Consider the following 18,169-nt stretch of genomic DNA (forward strand, 5'->3'; position numbering starts at 1 on the left):
ACGATAACGTGGTGTGTTGAGGCATCGAATCCAAAGTTCCGCTGAGCCGGAGCCCAAGAGGCCGGCGCAGGGTCTCCGCGCCCCTCAGCTTAAGGGCACCTTAAATGCGCTGCGGCTCGTCTTGGAACGTGGATGGGTGAAGCGAGGCGTGAGGCTAGTCGCACCAACAGCCGAGCCGCGTTTCCAATTGTAAATCGCAGACGTCAGCCTCGGTCGACTTGGTGGCCCAATCCCAGAGCGCATGCGCAAGGAGTGCGAAGAGGATCGCGAATGGGCGCGACAGCGTCTGCTTCTTCGAACTCTCGCTCAAAAGCGAACGGTCGCCAATCCACCCATGCTGGTCGCAGATCGTTACCCCAACGTGCAACCCGGAAACAGACGTTCCCAGCTTCGGCAACGGGTGGTTTCCGGCCCGACCACTTATGAGCGGCAGATGCCTCAAAGCGGACATCGCTGCTAGAAATGCTTACGTCCCATCGTTTGGTTCGCTGCGGATTTCTGACCTTCCGTTGCAGTTTAGGACTGCTCGGCCGCATCTACCACGAGGGCCAGCAGTTCCTGACGCTTCCTGGGATCACGAATGCATTTGTAGGCGTGTAGCAACGCCTCGCAGTCCTGATCCAAAACACCACCGCTATCAGCTCTGCACGTTGACCTAACGGCGGTAGGCGGCTTGTAGAGCTCGGCTGGGGGTATTTGTAGCGCTTCGGCGATGAGCATCACGAGCTGCTTTGCTTCAGGAGGGTGCGACCGCAACGATCCGCAGTCCTCGCCGTGTTCCCGCCCGTGCTCGCTATCGGAGCTGAATGGGGGTTGCCTCCTCTGAGACATTGCTTCTTCCATGTGGTGTCACGGAACGGCTCGCGCGTTTGCTTCTAGCAGAGGTTGCATTCTATTTCATAGTGGGTACATTTTTTTTGGTTGCTGCGACTGCCTCGGGCACAATTTTTGGGATGCAAAGATGTGCCTGACCACTCCGCCGAATTTTCGAGACAGTATCAGGAGTTGCGGTGCGCAAACTTATGCCCCGAGACGGCAGGACCTGCCCAGCGGCGTTCCAACAGGCGCTCGATACCGTTGAGGTAGCCGGGGCTTGGGATTGGGATATCCCCTCCGACTTGGTACGTGCCGACACATTCGTGGCACTGCTTTTCAACGTCGATCCGGAGGAGGCCGCCAAAGGGCTTCCCCTGTCAGCCTACATCGAGGGCATCCATCCGGAGGATCGGGAACACGTCCACACCTTGATCCGTCGCTGCATCGACGAAGACGCTCCGTTCGTCGCAGAGTACCGTGTCATGTCGGCCGATGGCGTGACGCGGTGGATGCTGGATCGCGGCCACATTATGCGGGATGCGGCAGGGCGGCCCACGCACGGACGCGGCATCATCGTCGATATAACGTGGTCGCGAACGGGAAAGCTTAGCCCCACGGCCGATGATCCTGCATCCTCTGTTTCACCCTTGGAGCAGGTGGCGGATCTTGTCTTGGCCGCTCACAAGGTGATCACCCAGTTGCAGGATCCAGCGTTGAAAGAGCCAGCGGACGCGCTGCTCATGGCCATCGGACGGCAGCTTGCCCAGAAAGAACTCAAGGGTAATCGTAGACGTATGAACTGAGGGTTGGGGTCTAGCCGAAGTTGCCGGATGGCCGACGAATGGCTGCTTACGGGACGCCACCTTGGCGATCCAGGCGGCCGGGTTGGGTCGAATACAGAACGTCCGCTTCTGGCCGGTCGGTCAACGCGCTCTCGTGCCTCTATACCAACGCCCGTCATCCGCACGCTGAGATCAAACGAGGTAGGCTGCTTCACCGCGCTCCGCCCCCCTGTGGAACGGCGGAAGTAGCCATTGAAAGCGTACGCGGGATCGTATCAACTGCATGTACGTACAAAGTGAAGCGCATGCAAAAACAATGGCTTAGATAGCGGTCTGGGTCGACCTTGCGCTGGGTGTGAATCCTGGCGCCCCACCCATTCCCAGACTAAAGACTTATGCGAGTCCAGTCGGTGCGGGAATCTTCTCCATCTCCGGACATAACGTTGAATTAAGTAGTCTTCGCCGTAGAGCTCGCTGGCGTCACAACTACTATGCCCCATCAGTCTATCCCTGATTTCTGAAGGCACGCCGAAGTTCTTGCATAGCGTGGAAAAGCGATGCCTGAAGGAATGGCTGGGGCTGATACGGGAGTCTTTGATTTCCAATTTCTCTCTGACCCAGCGACTGATCACTTTCGTCGCATTGCCTCCTCGATTGCCAAAGCGGTCCGGCGTTGCGTCCGAAAATAGATCCCGGCTGTTCGAGCGCGAGACGAAGTCCAAGAACCCTTCTCGAATGAGCCTCGAGTGGACCGGAATGATTCGCTTCGAACTATGATTTTTGAGATTCTTTTTGGTTTTCTTCATGTCGGAGGTTTCCGTCCCCTCCCCTTCGTGGTTATACTCGGTGGTCATCCGAAAATAGTGCATGCCCTTGGATGTGATGATATCGGCTCGCTCGAGTTGGCAGATCTCAGAGATCCGGGCCCCGGTGAAGCAAGCGATCCAGGGAACCCAGCGCCGATAGCCCGTACGATCGCGTGCTGCCTTCAGGATGCAGACGGCTTCCGCGTCGGTGAAATCCCGCTTTGTCGATCGCCGTTGGCCTTTCACGGCAGCTTTGGGCTGCTTCAAACCCGTGAACGGATTGACCGGGCATTTTCCATTCGCCACGGCCCAGCCGTAGATCGCTTTGACGGCGTAAAGATCGTTCGAAACGCTCTTCGCTGACCGGTCGACGAGCGAAGCGATCTTCCAGTCCGATGCGTCCGACAGACAGGCGCTTTCGAACGTGACACCGCGCTCCGCAAGGAAGGCAGTCCACCGGCGCACCTTGCTGGAGAACGTATAGAAGGTTTTCTCGGTCGGCGCCTGATCCGTCTTCCAGCCTTCCAGAATCTGCTCCGGGCTCGGTGCCTCGATCCTCTCCTGCTTCGGCCGAGACACGGCGTCCATTCGAAGGTCTTCCTTCGGCGGGGGCGAGGGTGTGGGTCGGGTATTTCCGGAGTGCCGGTCCTTGATGATGGTCATGACATCGAGTTCGGCTTCGACGAACGCCAGATGGAGCCGACGATCCGCGGACGATCCGAACGCGATGTTCAGTCCGGCATCGAGCACGGTCATCATGGCGTCGTGGTCGAAATGCGTGGCGGTGCAGTCCCCGCGCGCGTTGGCATCGCGCAACTCGGCCTCCCGCGACGCGATCTCCCGTCCGAGTGCGTCGAACCCTTCGCGACTGAGGGGGTCGGCGCCGCGCCGCCGCGCTTCATCCGCGGCGAGCTTGCGATGGCGGAACGTCGCGACCAAACTTTGAAGAACCGTGTCGTCGAGGTCCGAGAGTTTCGGCTGAGCGCTGAGAGCCAGACGGCGCTTCGCCAAACGAACGAGCGCGTCCGCCTCGCCATCCAGCCGGCGGGCCCGATCGCGTGCCACGTCCTCGTCTTGGGTGCCGAGGCTGACCCAGAACTCCCGGCCGGCCCGCCTTCCTTTCAGCGAGACGGGCGCGCTTTCGTCGAAGATGCCAGGCCCCGCCGTTCCGAGCACGGCCGGCATGTCGGCGCGCAGCGCATCCGGGATGGTGCGACGGAAATAGAAGATGCCCCGACGCTGGACGAGACCCACCATCTGCCTCATGGCTTCGTAGCACTCCTTCGTAGCAGGAGCGCGCTGAAAGGCCCACGGCATCAAGAAGATACCGTCATCACAATGGCTTAGGAATGATTTGGCGGAGAGGGGGGGACTGTCCGGCCGGCCTTAAAAACTCAATTAAATCAGGGGCGTTTCGTTTGGCGCCACGACCCATTCTGTACCAGCTAACAGTACCAGCGTCGACGTCAAATTTGATGACAAGCGGTTGCCGCAGATAGGTAACGGTGCTCGCCTCCGCCTCCCATGGTCGAGGTGATCGAGGAGTGCGCGTCGGAAGCAATGTCCGAAGTCGGGTCAGAGATTGCAGCTTGGCAGGATTGGATACTTGATTGCTAACTGAGCATGTGATGCGCTCATCGAGCCGACGAGCCTTTGGCCGTCCAGAAAAACAGTGCAGGTCCACGAATGGTCAGAGCTACCTTTCGTTTTGGCCGAATGGTGAGGGAGGGCCCACAAGAAGCCGCAACTAGGTTTTGAGTACTTGCGCAGATATCTGCGCTAGACTGCTGGAACCATGTCGATAACGGCGCCGTCCCGATACTCGACGACAGCGACGATGCGTCCGTCAGCTGCACGGGGGCGTGCAGGAGCACCGGCCCGACGCCTGGCTTCCGCGGCCAGATCGTCGATCCCGACGAGGGGGATCCCGGCTGCGCGGAGCCGGTCCGCAAGTTCCAGGCGGCGCGGGTTCACGGCGACGCCGCCGTCGGTGACCACCACGTCCACGGTCTCGCCCGGTGTTGTAACCGTGGTGACGTGGTCGACCACCTTGGCGTGAGACCGGGCGACGAGCTGCGTTGTGATCAAAATCAGCGATGCACCGGCGGCGGTGTCGGCATGACCTCCGGAGCCGCCGAGGATGATCCCGTCGGTGCCGGTGGTGACGTTAACGTTGAAGGTCCGGTCGATCTCGGCGGCGCCGAGGATCGAGGCGTCGATGCGGTTCACCACGCAGCCGCGGTTGTGCGGGTTGGCGTACATCGACGCCGACATGGACTGATGCGCCGGGCTTCGGCGGAAACTGTCGACTGCATCGATGTCGAAGGCTTGCACGTCCATCAGCGCGCGGAACAGCCCGGCATCGAACATCCGGACGATCCCGGCCGTGATGCCGCCGGCGGCGAAGCTGCCGACCACGCCCCGCTCGGACATGATGGTCCCGAGGTAAGCCGCGGCCGCGAGCGAGGCGCCCCCGGCGCCGGTCTGGAACGAGAAGCCGTCCGTCAGCAGCCCAGAGGCGGCGATCACGCTGGCCGCGGTCTCGGCGATACCGAGCGCCACCGGGTCGGTGGTCGCGCGCGTGGTGCCCGATACGATGAGCGACGGATCGCCGATCGAGGCGACCGGAACGACGAAATCGACCCAGTCCTGCCCAATCTCGATGGGTACCGCCGGATAGGGCACGAGTGTGTCGGTAACGGCGACCACACGCTCGGCGCCCTGCGCGTCGGTGACGGCGTAGCCAAGGGGTCCGCAGGGGGCGCGTCCATGCGTGCCGTTGAGGTTGCCGTAGCTGTCGGCGACCGGTGCCGCCACGAACGCGACGTCGATGCGCAGGTCGCCAGATTCGACCGCGCGTGCCCGGCCGCCATGGGTGTACATCAGCACCGGCTTTGTCAGGATGCCCTGCGAGACCGCCAGCGCCAGCGGTCCGTAGATGGTGCTGGCGGCGAGCCCCGTGACGACGCCTGCGCGGATGTGTTCGATCAGCGGCGCATGGACGGCGAACAGCGCGCTCGCGGCGACGGTGATGCCGTGCAGACCCGCGCGCGCCACCGCATCCAGGACCTGGTTGAGCACGGCGTCGCCGTTGCGCAGGTGATGGTGGAACGAGATCGTAGCGCCGTCGCGCAGGCCGCAGGCACGGATCGCGACGTCGAGATCAGGTAGCAGCTTCTGGCCCTCCGGCCGCGCCGGGTGCACCGTCACCCCCGCCCGCGTGACCCGTCCGCGATCGGCAAAGGCGCCGGCGAAGGGCCGGACCGGACCGTAGCCGGGGATGTCCGCGGGCCAATGCCCCATGCGGACGCTCATGGTGCCGCGTCCCCGCCCACCGATCCCAGGATGTCGACGGCGCGCCGGACGACGGGAGCGTCGACCATCCGCCCGTCGAGCTCGAACGCGCCGCGGCCCTCGGCGCGGGCCGCGGCATCAGCCGCCAAAACCCGACGCGCCCAGGCGACCTCATCTGCGGTCGGACTGAAGCCCGCGTTGAGGAGCGGCACCTGCACGGGATGCACCGCCATCGCCCCGCGAAATCCGAAGCGGCGCGCCCGCGCCACCGTCGCGGCGAAGGCGTCGAGGTCGGCGTAGGCGCCGATGCTGTCGATGAAGCCGAGGGGCACAATGCCGGCAGCGCGGGCGGCGCGGAGGACAGCATAGCTCGGCGCAAGCAAGGTGTCGGGATTGGGCACACCGCCCATCGCCGCGGCGTAATCCTCGGGACCGAGGGTGATCGCGGCGACCCGGGGATCGGCTTTGGCGATCGCATCGAGGCGGGGGAAGGCCGCCGGTGTCTCGACCTGCAGGACGAGACGCACCGATCCCGGCGCCATTGCGCGCTCAGCCTCGATCTCAGATACAGCTTCTGCGACCTCGCGGACGAACCCGGCTTCCTCGACCTTCGGTAGCACCAGGGCCGCGAGGCCCGGAACCACCGCCGCCTCGAGGTCGCGGGCGAGCATCCGCAGCCCGTGATTCACCCGTACCATCGCCGCCGCGCCGTCGCGCCCGACCGCGGCGATCGAGGCCGGCAGCGCCGCACGCGCCGCCGCCTTCTCGCCCTGCGGCACCGCATCCTCGAGATCGAGGATCAACGCGTCGGCACCGCGCTTGTGCGCGCCCTCGACGAAGCGCGGCACGTGGGCCGGCAGGAACAGGAGGGAGCGCCAGCGGGGCGGCGGCCTGGTCATTCCCGTCCTCACATCGCGCCGAGCGCGCGCGGCAGCCACAGGGAAAGCGCCGGCCAGTACGTGACGAGCACGAGGAAGCCGAGCATCGTGAGCAGCCAGGGCAGCACCGCCACGGTAAGCTCGCTGATGCCCATATGGGCGATGCCGCTAGCCACGTAGAGGTTGAGCCCGACCGGCGGGTGGCACAGGCCGACCTCCATGTTGACCGCCATGATGATCCCGAAATGGATCGGGTCGATCCCGAGCTTCACCGCGATCGGGAACAGGATCGGGGCCATGATCAGCAGGATCGAGGACGGCTCCATCACGTTGCCGGCGATCAGCAGGATGACGTTGACTACGAGCAGGAACACCAGCGGGCTGAAGTTCTTGGCGATTAGCCAAGCGGCCATCGTCTGCGGGATGTTCTCCGAGGTCATCAAAAACGAGAACAGTACCGCGTTTGTGATGATGTACAGAAGCATCGCGCTCATGTTGGCGGAGGCCAGGAGTACGCGCGGCACGTCGGACAGCTTCAGGTCCTTGTAGACGAACACCGCGATGACGAAGGCGTAGACGGCGGCCGTCGCCGCTGCCTCGGTCGGCGTGAAGACGCCGGCATAGATGCCGCCGATCACAATCACGACAAGGAGCAGGCCCCAAAGGCTGTCGCGGAAGGCGCGAAACCGCTCCATCCAGGTGGCGCGCGGCATCCGCGGGTATCCCCGCCGCCACGCGATCACCAGGGTGACGGCGGCAAGCAGGCCGGAAAGCACAAGGCCGGGCATGACGCCGGCCAGGAACAGGTTGCCGATCGACGAGTTCGTGGACACGCCGTAGAGCACGAGGATGATCGAAGGCGGCACGAGGATGCCGAGCGCGCCCGAAGTCGTGATGATCCCGGCGCCGAAGCGGCGCGGATAGCCCTCCGCCACCATCGCCGGCAGGATGATCGAGCCGATCGCCACCACCGTCGCGACGCTCGATCCTGACACGGCAGCGAACAGCGCGCAGGCCACCACCCCGGCAAGGCCGAGGCCCCCGGGCCAGTGCCCGACCAGGGAGGTGGTGAAGGCGATCATCCGCTTGGCCACCCCGCCATGCGACAAGAAGTTGCCGGCCAGGATGAAGAACGGAATCGCCATGATCGAGAAGTTCTCGATTCCGGTAAAGAGCTTCAGCGCCACGCTCTCGATCGGCACCTGCGTCAGCGTGAACAGGAAGGTGAGCACCGTCAGACCGAGCGCGATCGATATCGGCATGCCCGTCAGCATCAGCCCGAGCAGCAGGCCGAAGATGATCAGCGCGCTCATGCCGGGCCTCCAAGCTTACCCATCTGGACGGGGTCGACGCCCTCGACCGTCTCGACGCCGTCGACGTGGGCGTGGTCGCGGGCCGGCAGGTGGCCGGTCCGCAAATAGTGCCAGGCCACCTGGAGGAAGCGGAAGCACATGAGATAGGAGCCGAGCGGGATCGCGAGGTAGACCAGCCAGACCGGGATTTCCATGTCTGGCGTGGTCTGGTCGGTGTGCGCGATGCGCCAGACGAAGTTGGTGCCCAGCGTTCCGACGATCGCCGTGAACAGGGCCCCGCAGAGCAGGCTCGTCAGCACCATGCCCTTGCGCGCCCGCGGCGGCAGCTTGTTCACTAGTACGTCGACGCCGACATGGATGCCGGTCCGGACGCCGTAGGCGGCGCCGAACTTCGCCACCCAAATGAACATGTAGATGCACAGTTCCTGCGCCCAGCCGAAGTCGAGGCGCTCGGTGTAGGGCTGCAACGCCGGCACCCCGGAGAGGAACCGGTGGACGACGGCGGCGAAGGTGATCAGCGTCGCCGCCGCCATCAGGCTGCCGATCAGCACCTCTTCGAGCCGATCGAGGATCTTGAGCATCATGACGTGACGCGTCCCGATGTTCGTGCTGCGAACGCGGTCAGTTGTTGGCGCCGCCGGACTCGGCTTCCTTGTTTAGCTCCGCCACGAGGTCCTTGCCGACGCGCGAGGCCATCTCCTTCTGAACGGGGAGAAGCGCCTTGCGCCACGCGGACTTCTCGGCGTCGCTGAGCTCGTAGACGGTGGTCTTGCCGGTGGCTCGGATGTCGGCAAGCGCCTTGTCGTTGTCCTTCTGCGCGATCTCGTGCTCGTAGGTGGTCGCGTCGGCCATCGCGCCCTCCAGGGTCTTGCGGATGTCGGCCGGCAGCCCGTCCCAGAACGGCTTGTTCACGATCACCGCGTAACCGACATAGCCGTGGTTCGACAGGGTCGCGTGCTTCTGAACCTCGTTGAGCTTCTGCGTGGTGACATTCGAGGGCGGGTTCTCCTGGCCGTCGACCACGCCGGTCTGCAGGGCCTGGTAGAGTTCAGAGAACGCCATCACCTGAGGCAGCGCGCCGACCGCCTTGAACTGCGCCTCCAGCACCTTCGAGGATTGGATCCGGAACTTGAGGCCCTTGAGATCCTCAGGCAGGTGCATCGGCTTGTTCGAGGTCATTATCTTGAAGCCATTGTCCCAGTAGGCCAGCCCCTGGATGCCCTTGGATTGCAGCTTCTTGAACAAGCCCTGCCCGATCGGTCCGTCCTGAACCTTCCGCAGCACGGTGTCGTTCGGGAAGATGTATGGCAGGTCGAAGGCCTCGAACTCCTTGACGCCAAGCGGCCCGAACTTGCTCGTCGAGGGGGCGAGCATCTGCACCGCCCCGAGTTGGAGCATCTCGACCTCTTCCTTGTCCTTGTAGAGTTGGCTGTTGGGATAGAGCTCGACCTTCACCGCGCCGTTGGTGCGCTCCTCGGCGAGCTTCTTGAATCGCTCGGCGCCGAGGCCCTTCGGTGTATCGGTCGTGGTGACGTGGCTGAACTTGATGACGATCGGCGTCTGCGCCTGCACGAGACCGGTGCCGAACAGGCACGCGGCGCCCAGGAGAGTTCCCAGGATCCGAGACTTCATAGCGCCCTCCCACTCAATTCCCTGGCGTCGTCCCGGCGGGGCCGCGCCGGTATTTTGGATACCCTCGCAAGTCGGTCCCGCCGCGGTCAAGGCACGGGACTGCCCGCACCTGTCGAGCGGCCTTGCGGTGTCATTCCGTTTTCGAGTGCCGTCCGCGGCTCACCTGGGTCGGCACGTTGGACTGCTGCTCCAGCACCGCGATCGCCACCACCGCCGCCCGCGCGATGTGGAGCCGGCATGACGCTTCGGCGGCGTCCCCATCCCCGGTGACGATCGCCGCAGCGATCGTACGGATCTCGGAGACGCTGTCCTTGAGCCGCCCCGGCTGACTCATGGAGGTTAGGCGAAGCAGGGTGATGCGGTTGTGCAGGGTAGTGAGCATCTGCCGGACAACGGCGTTGCCGCAACCGCGCATCAGTGTGGCATAGAGGGCGGTCTTAGCCGCAATCAGCGTGCGGCGATCCGCGCTTGCCGCCGCTCGCGCGAAGCCCTCAACGTCGCGCCCTAGCGCCGCGATCTCGGCCTCGGGCCGAAGCCTCGCGAATTCGCGACCAGCATAGCCCTCCAGCAATCCGCGCACCGCGTAGAGGTCGCGGGCCTCCCCCGGCGTAATCACGGTCACCGTCGGACCGCGATGCGGCACCACGGTGACCAGCCCCTCTGCCTCCAGCTGCCGGATCGCCTCGCGGATCGAGGTGCGCCCGACGCCGGTGAGTTCGCAGAGCTCGCGCTCGATCAGCCTTCGCCCGGGCGGGAAGCGCCCTTCGACGATCGCCGCGCGCAGCTTGTCCTCCACGAGCAGCCGCAGGGTCGCGGGATGGCGTTCGACGTGCAGGTCGAGATCCGGCACGAAGGTCAGAGGTCCGGACCGACCGGCTCGCCGGTGATCGCGCCCTCGGCCTTCAGCACCTCGTGCGCCGCCTTGAAGGCGTCGAGGCCGGCCGGGATGCCGCAATAGACCGTTGCGTGGAGCAGGGTCTCCCTGATCTCCTCGACAATGACGCCGTTTGCGAGCGCGCCCTTCACGTGGAGGCGCAGTTCCGCCGGCTTGCCGAGCGCGGTCAGCATCGCGAGGTTGAGGAGGCTGCGCGTGCGGCGGTCCAGTCCGTCGCGTGTCCAGGCGTAGCCCCAGCACCATTCGGTGGTGATGCGCTGGAACGCCATCATGAAGTCGTCGGCCTTGGCGAGCCCGCCGTCGACGTACTCGGTGCCGAGCACCGCACGCCGGACCTCCAGGCCCTTCTGGAACTGCTCGCTCTCGGCCATCGCGCCCTCACCACTTCAACTTCGCCGATCGTGACGGTGCTTAGATTGTCTGTCAATCAGCCGATTGAACCGTACTTATAGTGCAATGCAGCACAATTTTACGCGTTATTGACGGATTGTCTGACAATCTGCATTCTGAGTCGAATCGGCCACGTTTCCTCATGAGACGATGCCAGCGTGCCAGGAGATGCCTATGCCGAAGGCCGACGCTATCGTCCCTCCCGCCGTGATCGGCTTCGTCGGTCTCGGCAAGATGGGCCTGCCGATGGCGCAGCGGCTGGTGGCGGCCGGCTTCGCGGTGCACGGCTTCGACCCCGTCGCTGACGCTCGCGCGGCATTGGCCGCCTCCGGCGGCGTGGCGTGCGCCACGGCCTCCGAGGCCGCCGCTGGCGCTGCGGCCGTGATCACGATGCTGCCGGACGGGGACATCGTCCGTTCGGTGATGCTCGGCGGAGCAACGCCCATCGTCGCGGCCATGGAGCCGGGCGGGATCCTGATCGAGATGAGTTCGTCCGCCCCGCTCGCAACGCGGTCCCTCGGTGCAGACCTCGCAGCCGTGGGCTTGGGCATCGTCGACGCCCCGGTTTCCGGCGGGGTGAAGAAGGCGGTGGCCGGCACCCTGTCGATCATGGTCGGGGGCGCGGCCGACGCCATCGCCCGAGTGCCGGCGATCCTCGCGGCGATGGGCGCTGCCGTGTTCGAGACCGGCGGCCTCGGCTCGGCCCACGCGATGAAGGCGCTCAACAACTACGTGTCGGCGGCCGGCCTGATCGCCGCCTGCGAGGCCGTACGGATCGGCGCGGATTTCGGCCTCGACCCGGCGGTGATGACCGACATCCTCAACGTCTCGACCGGGCGCAACAACACCACCGAGAACAAGCTCAAGGCGTTCATCCTCAACGAGGCCTACGATTCCGGCTTCGGCCTCGCCCTGATGACGAAGGACATCGGCATCGCCGCCGACCTCGCCACGGCGCTCGACCGTCCGGCGCCGTTCTCGCGCACGGTCGCGGAATTCGCACGCCGGGCGCTCGATGACCTCGGGCCGACCGCGGATCACACCGAGGTCGACCGCTATCTCGGGCGGTTGAAGACCTAAGCCCTACTCAGGCCGCGCCCGCCTGCGTCGTGCTCGCCTGCATGCAGATCCGGTCCTCGGCATCGAGCGTGAACCCGGAGAAGCCGCCGGCCGCATCAAGGCGGCCGCAGACGCGAACCACTTGGTTTGCGGTCATTGGAGCCAACCCGCGATAGGCGAAACGCTGCGGCGTGCGGCCGATCAGCGTGGCAGCGAGGTTCATCAGCAGGCTCGCCTGCATCGGTCCGTGCACGACGAGGTCAGCATAGCCTTCCACATCGGTAGCGTAGGGCCGGTCGTAGTGGAAGCGGTGCCCATTGAACGTCATCGCGGAGTAGCGGAACAGCAGCGTCGGGGTCGCGGGGACAGACCAGATTGTGAACCCTTCCTCCGGTGCGCTCCGCGCTGCTTCGGGTCCGCCTGTGCGCCCAGCCTCCTCGCGGTAGACGATATCCTGGCGCTCGCGGATCGCGAGACCGCGCTCTGTCGTGACCGCGTGGTCGACTGTGACGAAGCAGAGGCGGCCGCTTCGACCCTCCTTCATCACTACGTCGCGGACGGTTTCGCGCCGACGGACGGTGTCGCCCAGGCGCAGCGTGTCCAGTGTCTCAATCTCGCCGCCGGCCCACATGCGCCGCGGCAACGGCACCGGCGGCAGGAATCCGCCCTTGGCCGCGTGGCCATCGGGTCCGAGGGTATCGGCCCGCGGCGTTTCCGGCGCGAGGCACCAATGCAGGGCGGGCGGCGCCGCGCCATCTGCCGTCGGCGCGAGGTGGGGCGCCAGCGTCGCCTCGTATTCGGCCAGGATGCGACGGGTGACAACGTCCTCGCCCTCGCGCGTTCGCCCGATCCAGGCTTTGAGATGCGCGACATCCCCCGGGCCGACCGCCTGCGCGTTCACGACTCGGTGCCCTTGGTCGCGCCAAGACCCGGCACCGCGCCGTATGCGCGCTCCGCACCCTCGACGCGCGCAGCCGGGGCCGGGAAGGCGACGGGGCCGGACGGCGTCTCGACGGTGATCCGCCGCAGGTGCGGATGGGTCGCGAGCGCCGCCATGTCGTTGACGGAGGCGAACGCCACGTCGGCCTGTGTCAGGCGGGCGACCGCAGCGTCCGCGTCGAGACCGGCGAAGGCGCGGGCCACCAAGGCGTCGGTCTCGACGCGGTTGCGGGTTCGTGCCACGTTCGTGGCGAAGAGCGGGTCCTTGCCGACCGTCGCATCGCCGACGAACAGCTCGCAGAACTTGATCCATTCGCGGTCGCTTTGGATCGAGATCAGCAGCCGCTTGCCGTCGCTTGTCGAGAACACGCCGTAGGGGGCGATCGAGGGGTGGGCGAGGCCAAGGCGCTTGGGCGGCCGGCCGCCTTCCTGATGGAGTAGCGGCACGGTGAGCCAGTCCGCCATGACGTCGAACATCGAGATGCGGATGTCGGCGCCCCGTCCGGTGATGCCGCGCCCGATCAGCGCCTCCAGGATCGCCGCGTGGGCGGTGGCGCCGGTAGCGATGTCGACCACGGAGATGCCGACACGGGCCGGTTCGTTCGGACCTCCGGTGATCGACGAGAGGCCGGATTCTGCCTGGATCAACAGGTCGTAGGCCTTGCGGCTAGCGAGCGGCCCGGTCTCGCCGTAGCCGCTGATCGAGCAGGCGATCAAGCGAGGATGCAGGCGGCAGAGGGTCTCGATGCCGAAGCCGAGGCGGTCGAGGGCGCCGGGCTTCAGGTTCTGGATCAGCACGTCAGCGCCTGCGACGAGGGTTCGCAGGCTTTCCTTGCCGGCCTTGGTGGCGAGATCGATCACCACGGTTTCCTTGCCGCGGTTGAGCCAGACGAAGTAGCTGCTCTGCCCGCCGGTCACGACGTCGTCGTAGCCGCGCGCGAAATCGCCCTCCGGCCGCTCGACCTTGATGACGCGCGCACCCGCGTCAGCGAGCCGGGAGGAGCAGAACGGCGCGGCCACCGCCTGCTCGATGGCGACGACCACAAGGCCGTCGAGGGGAAGACCGGCACGCATCGGAACGGTTCTCCTCAGAAGGATCTGGGTAGGCCGAGGACGTGCTCGGCGACGTAGGACAGGATCAGGTTCGTGGAGATCGGCGCCACCTGGTAGAGGCGCGTCTCGCGGAACTTGCGCTCGACGTCGTACTCGCAGGCGAAGCCGAAGCCGCCGTGGAACTGGATGCAGGCGTTGGCCGCCTCCCAAGACGCCTTGGCGGCGAGGTACTTCGCCATGTTGGCCTGGGCCCCGCAGGGGAGATTCTCATCGTAGAGGCGGCAGGCCTCGTAGCGCATAAGGTTGGCCGCCTCGACCTCGATGAAGCTCTCGGCGATCGGAAACTGCACGCCCTGGTTCTGCCCGATGGGCCGGCCGAACACCGTACGCTCCTTGGTGTAGGCGGTGACCTTGTCGATAAACCAGTAGCCGTCGCCGATGCATTCGGCGGCGATGAGGACGCGCTCGGCGTTCAGGCCGGTGAGGATGTACTTGAACCCCTGGCCCTCCTCACCGATCAGGTTCTCGGCTGGGATCTCAAGGTCGTCGAAGAACAGCTCGTTGGTCTCGTGGTTGACCATGTTGAGGATCGGCCGGACCGCCATGCCCTTCCTCTGCGCCTCGTGCAGGTCGACGATGAAGATCGACATGCCCTCGGACTTCTTCTTGACCTGATCGAGCGGCGTCGTGCGGGCGAGCAGGATCATCAGGTCGGAATGTTGGATGCGCGAGATCCAGACCTTCTGGCCGTTGATGACGTAGCGGTCGCCCTTGCGCACGGCGGTCGTCTTGATCCGTGTGGTGTCTGTGCCGGTAGTCGGCTCGGTCACGCCCATGGATTGCAGGCGCAACTCGCCGGCGGCGATCCGGGGCAGGTACTTGCGGCGCTGCTCCTCGGACCCGTGCCGGATAAGCGTGCCCATGTTGTACATCTGCCCGTGGCAGGCGCCGGAATTGCCGCCTGAGCGGTTGACCTCCTCCATGATGACGGAGGCTTCTGTCAGGCCGAGGCCCGAGCCGCCGTATTCCTCCGGGATCAGGGCGGCCATCCAGCCCGCTTTCGTCAGGGCGTCGACGAAGGCCTCGGGATAGCCTCGGGCTTCATCGATCTTTCGATGATATTCCGCAGGGAACTCGGAGCAGAGCGCGCGGACCGCGTCGCGGATGTCAGGATAGCTGCCGTGGTTAATGGTCTGCATCGCGTTTCCTCACCCTGACGGGATTGTCGATGATCGACATCGTGCGCCCCGACGGGCGCCAGAGCACTACGAACGGGTTCGGCACGTCCTGCGCGCGGTTGATCCAGATACTCTTGGCCTGGAGGTACTCGTCGATTGCGGACTATCCGTTCTCTCGGCCGATGCCGCTACGCTTGCACGAGGCGTCGACCTCCGCCGCCGCGCGGATCTCCGACCTCCGCACGCGGCCAAGTACCTACGGTAGGCCTGATGTTTCCGCCCCGGAAGATCGGGCGATCCTCTACCTGGAATGCCGAATTGATATGGCTTGACGACCCCTCCGGGACGGGCGCACCAGCGGTCGCCGAATAACATTTTACTGCAAGCACTTGCACCGGATATACGTGTGTCAACTCCTCGTTGAGGGATGAGGTCGATTAGTACGGTCAAGCGATCACATGGCGGCATCGTCTTGATCGAACCCAGGCCTGATCGGTATGCCGGAGGGATGTCATCGAGGCGGCGTTCATGGACATCACCCAGCTCAAGACGTTGATTCACGTCGCCGAACTCGGGAGCGTCAGCAAGGCTTCGGAACGCCTGGGCATCGCACAACCCGCGCTCAGCCGGCAGATCCGTCTCCTCGAGCAGGAACTCGGCACCTACCTGTTCGAGCGCCATGGCCGCGGCATGGCGATCACCGAGATCGGCCACGAGGTCCTGGACCATGCCACGCGCGTCCTCGCCGAGATCGACGCTATCCGGAATCTCGCCTTAGATCGGCGCAGTTCGTACCGCGGCACCGTCTCGGTGGGGACAACGCCGACCGTGGCAGAGATCGTAACAGTGCCCCTGGTCCAGATGATCCGGGATGCGCATCCGCATCTGAACGTGCGGTTGTCGGCGGCCTTCAGCGGTCACATGCTGAACTTCCTGCAGCGGGGGGAGGTCGACATCGCAGTCATCTACAACCTGCCCGCGATCCGTTCGCTGAAGATCGATCCGGTACTTGTCGAGAACCTTCTCCTCGTTGGCTCGGCCAAGAGGGGCTTGCGCCTCGATCGAGCGATCCCGTTCTCCGAACTCGCCCAAGAACGACTCATCCTTCCGAGCGCCGGCCATCGGTTGCGAGACATCGTCGACGAGTGCGCACGCCAAGCCGGCCTCGACCTGTCCTCCGCTGTCGAAACAGATTCGTTCCAATCGATGATCAAACTAGTGCGGGCCGGCCTCGGATCGACGATCCTGCCCCTTGCACCGCTCTATCCCTGGGTCGAGCGGGGCGAGCTCAGCGTCTCGCCGCTGGTCGATCCGATCCCGTCGCGGAAGCTGGTGATCGCTTACCCGGCCGACCGGCCTGTCGGCCTCGCGGCCCGTTTCGTCGGCGACACGATCCGGGAAATCGCAGCGGACCTCGTCGCGCGTAACATCTGGGTCGGGCACATGATCGGCCACCCGAACTAACCGACCGACGGCGGGCGAGGTATCTCGGGCAGGCCGCGATCCTCATAAGCTCGAGACACGATGCATCACCGCGGAGCAACTCCTTTGTGTAAGATGCCTGCGGCACGTCCCCAGCGCAGCCCCCAGGTTCGACACTCCTTGGGAACGCTGCCCTCGGCGCGACGCAGATCATCCTGTAGGGCGGCTCATTCTTCCTCATCGCCGTGCTCGCCGAGCCCATCGTCCCGTCAACCAGCTGGTCCCAAGGCATGGTTTTCCGTGCCCTCTCCCTAGCGATCCTGAACTCGGGGCTCCTTTCACCTCTAGCAGGTCGGATGATCCACAGATTCGGCGGCCGGATCGCCCTGCGCTGCCGCGGCCTGAAAGTGCGTGAGGGAGCCTTCAAAGCCGGCTCGTTCCTCCCCGGGGCGTGTTGCGGTCGCGCTGCCACCGGCCGTCCCCGATGTGGACTATAGCAAGGGTGCGGTCCCCTCCCCCCGCTAAGGTGGTGCGAACTTGGGTTGGATGGCGAGCATCAGTGGGCCCTCCTAGCGGCACGGCAATATCCACCCTCAAACCTCCTCGCATTTGATTCGATCGCCCAGGCGCCAAATCCCGATGACGATCCGCAGCTAAACAGCTTGGAGCTCGTCCGAGTTATGCTCACGACGGCGGGGCCTGGGGTTTATTCACTCGGCTCATGGCCAAGGTGTTTCGCTCCTGGATGTCGATCAGGGCTGGTTGCTGCAGCCCTCGCTGCACGCGTTTATGCCGCCCGGGTATATGGCGCACTTGGTTCGCGACACGGTGCAGGAGGCGCTCGACCTCCCGGCCATCCTCGACACCTACACCTTGACGCTAGCAAACGCGCCAAACCCTGAAGTTGGCAAATGCGCAAAACTTTGCCGCGTGTAATTTCAAAAACAACGCCCTTGTCAAGCTTAGCAGGCCCGGGCATTCTAGCTTGGCCCGCTACTGCCATCCGACCAAGAACGAGTTTTGACGTAAAAGCGGGGGCGAGGTGGTTAGTGGATACCCTTCTTTCGCGCTTTAATACGGCGCAGACGCAGCTTGTAACGCAAACCGCCGACCTTCCACTTGGCACTTTAGCCGATATGGTCGAAGCTCAGGCGATTGATCTCGGCCCCTCTTTCCAGCGTAGAGAGCGATGGACAACTGAGAAGCAGATCAATCTAATAGAATCTTTTCTGCTAAACGTTCCCGTTCCGCCAATCTATCTTTCGGAGGAAGAAAGCGGCACATACACTGCCATTGACGGCAAGCAACGCTTGCTCGCAATTACAGAATTTATGCATGATAGATTAAAGCTGAAAGGCCTGGAAAGATTCCCCGAGGCCGACGGTTTTACCTTTTTGTCTATGCCTATTCCAATCAAAAACTCTCTTAAGCTTAGGCCCTCAATGAGGGTTATAACGCTTCTGAGGCAAACACATTTGGATCTAAAATATGAAGTGTTTTTGCGACTCAATCGCGGCGGCGAGACACTAAATGACCAGGAGATTAGAAACGTCGCTTTTCGGGGTAAATTTAATGATAAAATTTATGACCTTGCTGGAAAAGAATTTCTTCGCAAGCAATTGAAGATTGAGAACAAAGATTCGGCGTCCTTCCGCAACATGGAGGACGCCGAGTATGTTTTAAGATTTATGACTCTTCTGAATAACCTCGAT

15 protein-coding genes and 2 pseudogenes are annotated in these 18,169 nt (G+C 64.2%); 6 read left to right on the forward strand and 11 right to left on the reverse strand.

The window, feature by feature from the left end:
• Positions 1-1,139 precede the first annotated feature (1,139 nt).
• Positions 1,140-1,619, forward strand: coding sequence for a PAS domain-containing protein (locus FV230_RS00085; protein ID WP_246694668.1), 480 nt, complete (start codon positions 1,140-1,142; stop codon positions 1,617-1,619).
• A 254-nt stretch (positions 1,620-1,873) separates the two neighbouring features.
• Here the strand turns inward: FV230_RS00085 and FV230_RS00090 are convergent, their stop codons facing one another.
• The 8 genes from FV230_RS00090 to FV230_RS00125 all read right to left on the reverse strand — a co-directional run bounded on the left by FV230_RS00090 (position 1,874) and on the right by FV230_RS00125 (position 10,787).
• Positions 1,874-3,670, reverse strand: coding sequence for a DUF6538 domain-containing protein (locus tag FV230_RS00090; protein ID WP_187275313.1), 1,797 nt, complete (start codon positions 3,668-3,670; stop codon positions 1,874-1,876).
• 513 nt (positions 3,671-4,183) lie between these two features.
• Entirely contained in the window at positions 4,184-5,719 is a 1,536-nt protein-coding gene (gene citF, locus FV230_RS00095) for a citrate lyase subunit alpha (RefSeq protein WP_147840712.1), read from the reverse strand.
• Positions 5,716-6,597 (reverse strand): aldolase/citrate lyase family protein, encoded by an 882-nt coding sequence (locus tag FV230_RS00100; RefSeq protein ID WP_147840713.1) that lies wholly within the window; start codon positions 6,595-6,597, stop codon positions 5,716-5,718. Before FV230_RS00100 ends, citF begins: the two co-directional genes overlap by 4 nt.
• A gap of 8 nt (positions 6,598-6,605) precedes the next feature.
• Positions 6,606-7,889 carry a TRAP transporter large permease subunit gene (locus FV230_RS00105; protein WP_147724754.1) on the reverse strand — a complete coding sequence of 428 codons (1,284 nt, stop codon included), beginning with the start codon at positions 7,887-7,889 and terminating at the stop codon, positions 6,606-6,608.
• Positions 7,886-8,473, reverse strand: a complete 588-nt coding sequence (locus FV230_RS00110; RefSeq protein WP_147724752.1) for a TRAP transporter small permease — start codon at positions 8,471-8,473, stop codon at positions 7,886-7,888. The genes FV230_RS00105 and FV230_RS00110 overlap by 4 nt, the downstream gene beginning before the upstream one ends.
• 37 nt (positions 8,474-8,510) lie before the next feature.
• Positions 8,511-9,521 carry a TRAP transporter substrate-binding protein gene (locus FV230_RS00115; RefSeq protein ID WP_147840714.1) on the reverse strand — a complete coding sequence of 337 codons (1,011 nt, stop codon included), beginning with the start codon at positions 9,519-9,521 and terminating at the stop codon, positions 8,511-8,513.
• A gap of 130 nt (positions 9,522-9,651) precedes the next feature.
• The gene (locus tag FV230_RS00120; RefSeq protein WP_147840715.1) at positions 9,652-10,371 is read right to left on the reverse strand and encodes a GntR family transcriptional regulator; all 720 of its coding nucleotides are present in this window, start codon (positions 10,369-10,371) and stop codon (positions 9,652-9,654) included.
• A 5-nt stretch (positions 10,372-10,376) separates the two neighbouring features.
• Positions 10,377-10,787, reverse strand: a complete 411-nt coding sequence (locus FV230_RS00125; RefSeq protein WP_147840716.1) for a carboxymuconolactone decarboxylase family protein — start codon at positions 10,785-10,787, stop codon at positions 10,377-10,379.
• A gap of 193 nt (positions 10,788-10,980) precedes the next feature.
• Here FV230_RS00125 and FV230_RS00130 point away from each other — a divergent pair, with 193 nt between their 5' ends.
• The gene (locus FV230_RS00130) at positions 10,981-11,886 is read left to right on the forward strand and encodes an NAD(P)-dependent oxidoreductase (protein ID WP_147840717.1); all 906 of its coding nucleotides are present in this window, start codon (positions 10,981-10,983) and stop codon (positions 11,884-11,886) included.
• Positions 11,887-11,893: 7 nt separating this feature from the next.
• Here FV230_RS00130 and FV230_RS00135 read toward each other — a convergent pair whose 3' ends face one another.
• From FV230_RS00135 to FV230_RS00145, 3 genes are read right to left on the reverse strand one after another with little or no spacing between them, the layout of a single operon-like run.
• The gene (locus FV230_RS00135) at positions 11,894-12,766 is read right to left on the reverse strand and encodes a MaoC family dehydratase N-terminal domain-containing protein (protein WP_147840718.1); all 873 of its coding nucleotides are present in this window, start codon (positions 12,764-12,766) and stop codon (positions 11,894-11,896) included.
• Positions 12,763-13,878 carry a CaiB/BaiF CoA-transferase family protein gene (locus FV230_RS00140; protein WP_147840719.1) on the reverse strand — a complete coding sequence of 372 codons (1,116 nt, stop codon included), beginning with the start codon at positions 13,876-13,878 and terminating at the stop codon, positions 12,763-12,765. The genes FV230_RS00135 and FV230_RS00140 overlap by 4 nt, the downstream gene beginning before the upstream one ends.
• Positions 13,879-13,892: 14 nt before the next feature.
• Positions 13,893-15,056 (reverse strand): acyl-CoA dehydrogenase family protein, encoded by a 1,164-nt coding sequence (locus FV230_RS00145; protein ID WP_147840720.1) that lies wholly within the window; start codon positions 15,054-15,056, stop codon positions 13,893-13,895.
• Positions 15,057-15,085: 29 nt separating this feature from the next.
• On the opposite strand from FV230_RS00145, the gene FV230_RS29275 reads away from it, so the two are divergent.
• The 4 genes and pseudogenes from FV230_RS29275 to FV230_RS31320 form a co-directional block, all read left to right on the forward strand.
• Positions 15,086-15,367, forward strand: coding sequence for a hypothetical protein (locus tag FV230_RS29275; RefSeq protein ID WP_187275314.1), 282 nt, complete (start codon positions 15,086-15,088; stop codon positions 15,365-15,367).
• 196 nt (positions 15,368-15,563) lie between these two features.
• Entirely contained in the window at positions 15,564-16,499 is a 936-nt protein-coding gene (locus FV230_RS00150; protein ID WP_147840721.1) for a LysR substrate-binding domain-containing protein, read from the forward strand.
• A 679-nt stretch (positions 16,500-17,178) separates the two neighbouring features.
• Positions 17,179-17,330, forward strand: a pseudogene (locus FV230_RS00155) (IS5/IS1182 family transposase); the annotation flags it as partial.
• Between the two features lie 263 nt (positions 17,331-17,593).
• Positions 17,594-17,998 (forward strand): annotated as a pseudogene (locus FV230_RS31320) (DUF262 domain-containing protein); the annotation flags it as partial.
• Between the last annotated feature and the right edge of the window lie 171 nt (positions 17,999-18,169).

The organism is Methylobacterium sp. WL6 (genome assembly GCF_008040095.1).
Taxonomy (GTDB): domain Bacteria; phylum Pseudomonadota; class Alphaproteobacteria; order Rhizobiales; family Beijerinckiaceae; genus Methylobacterium.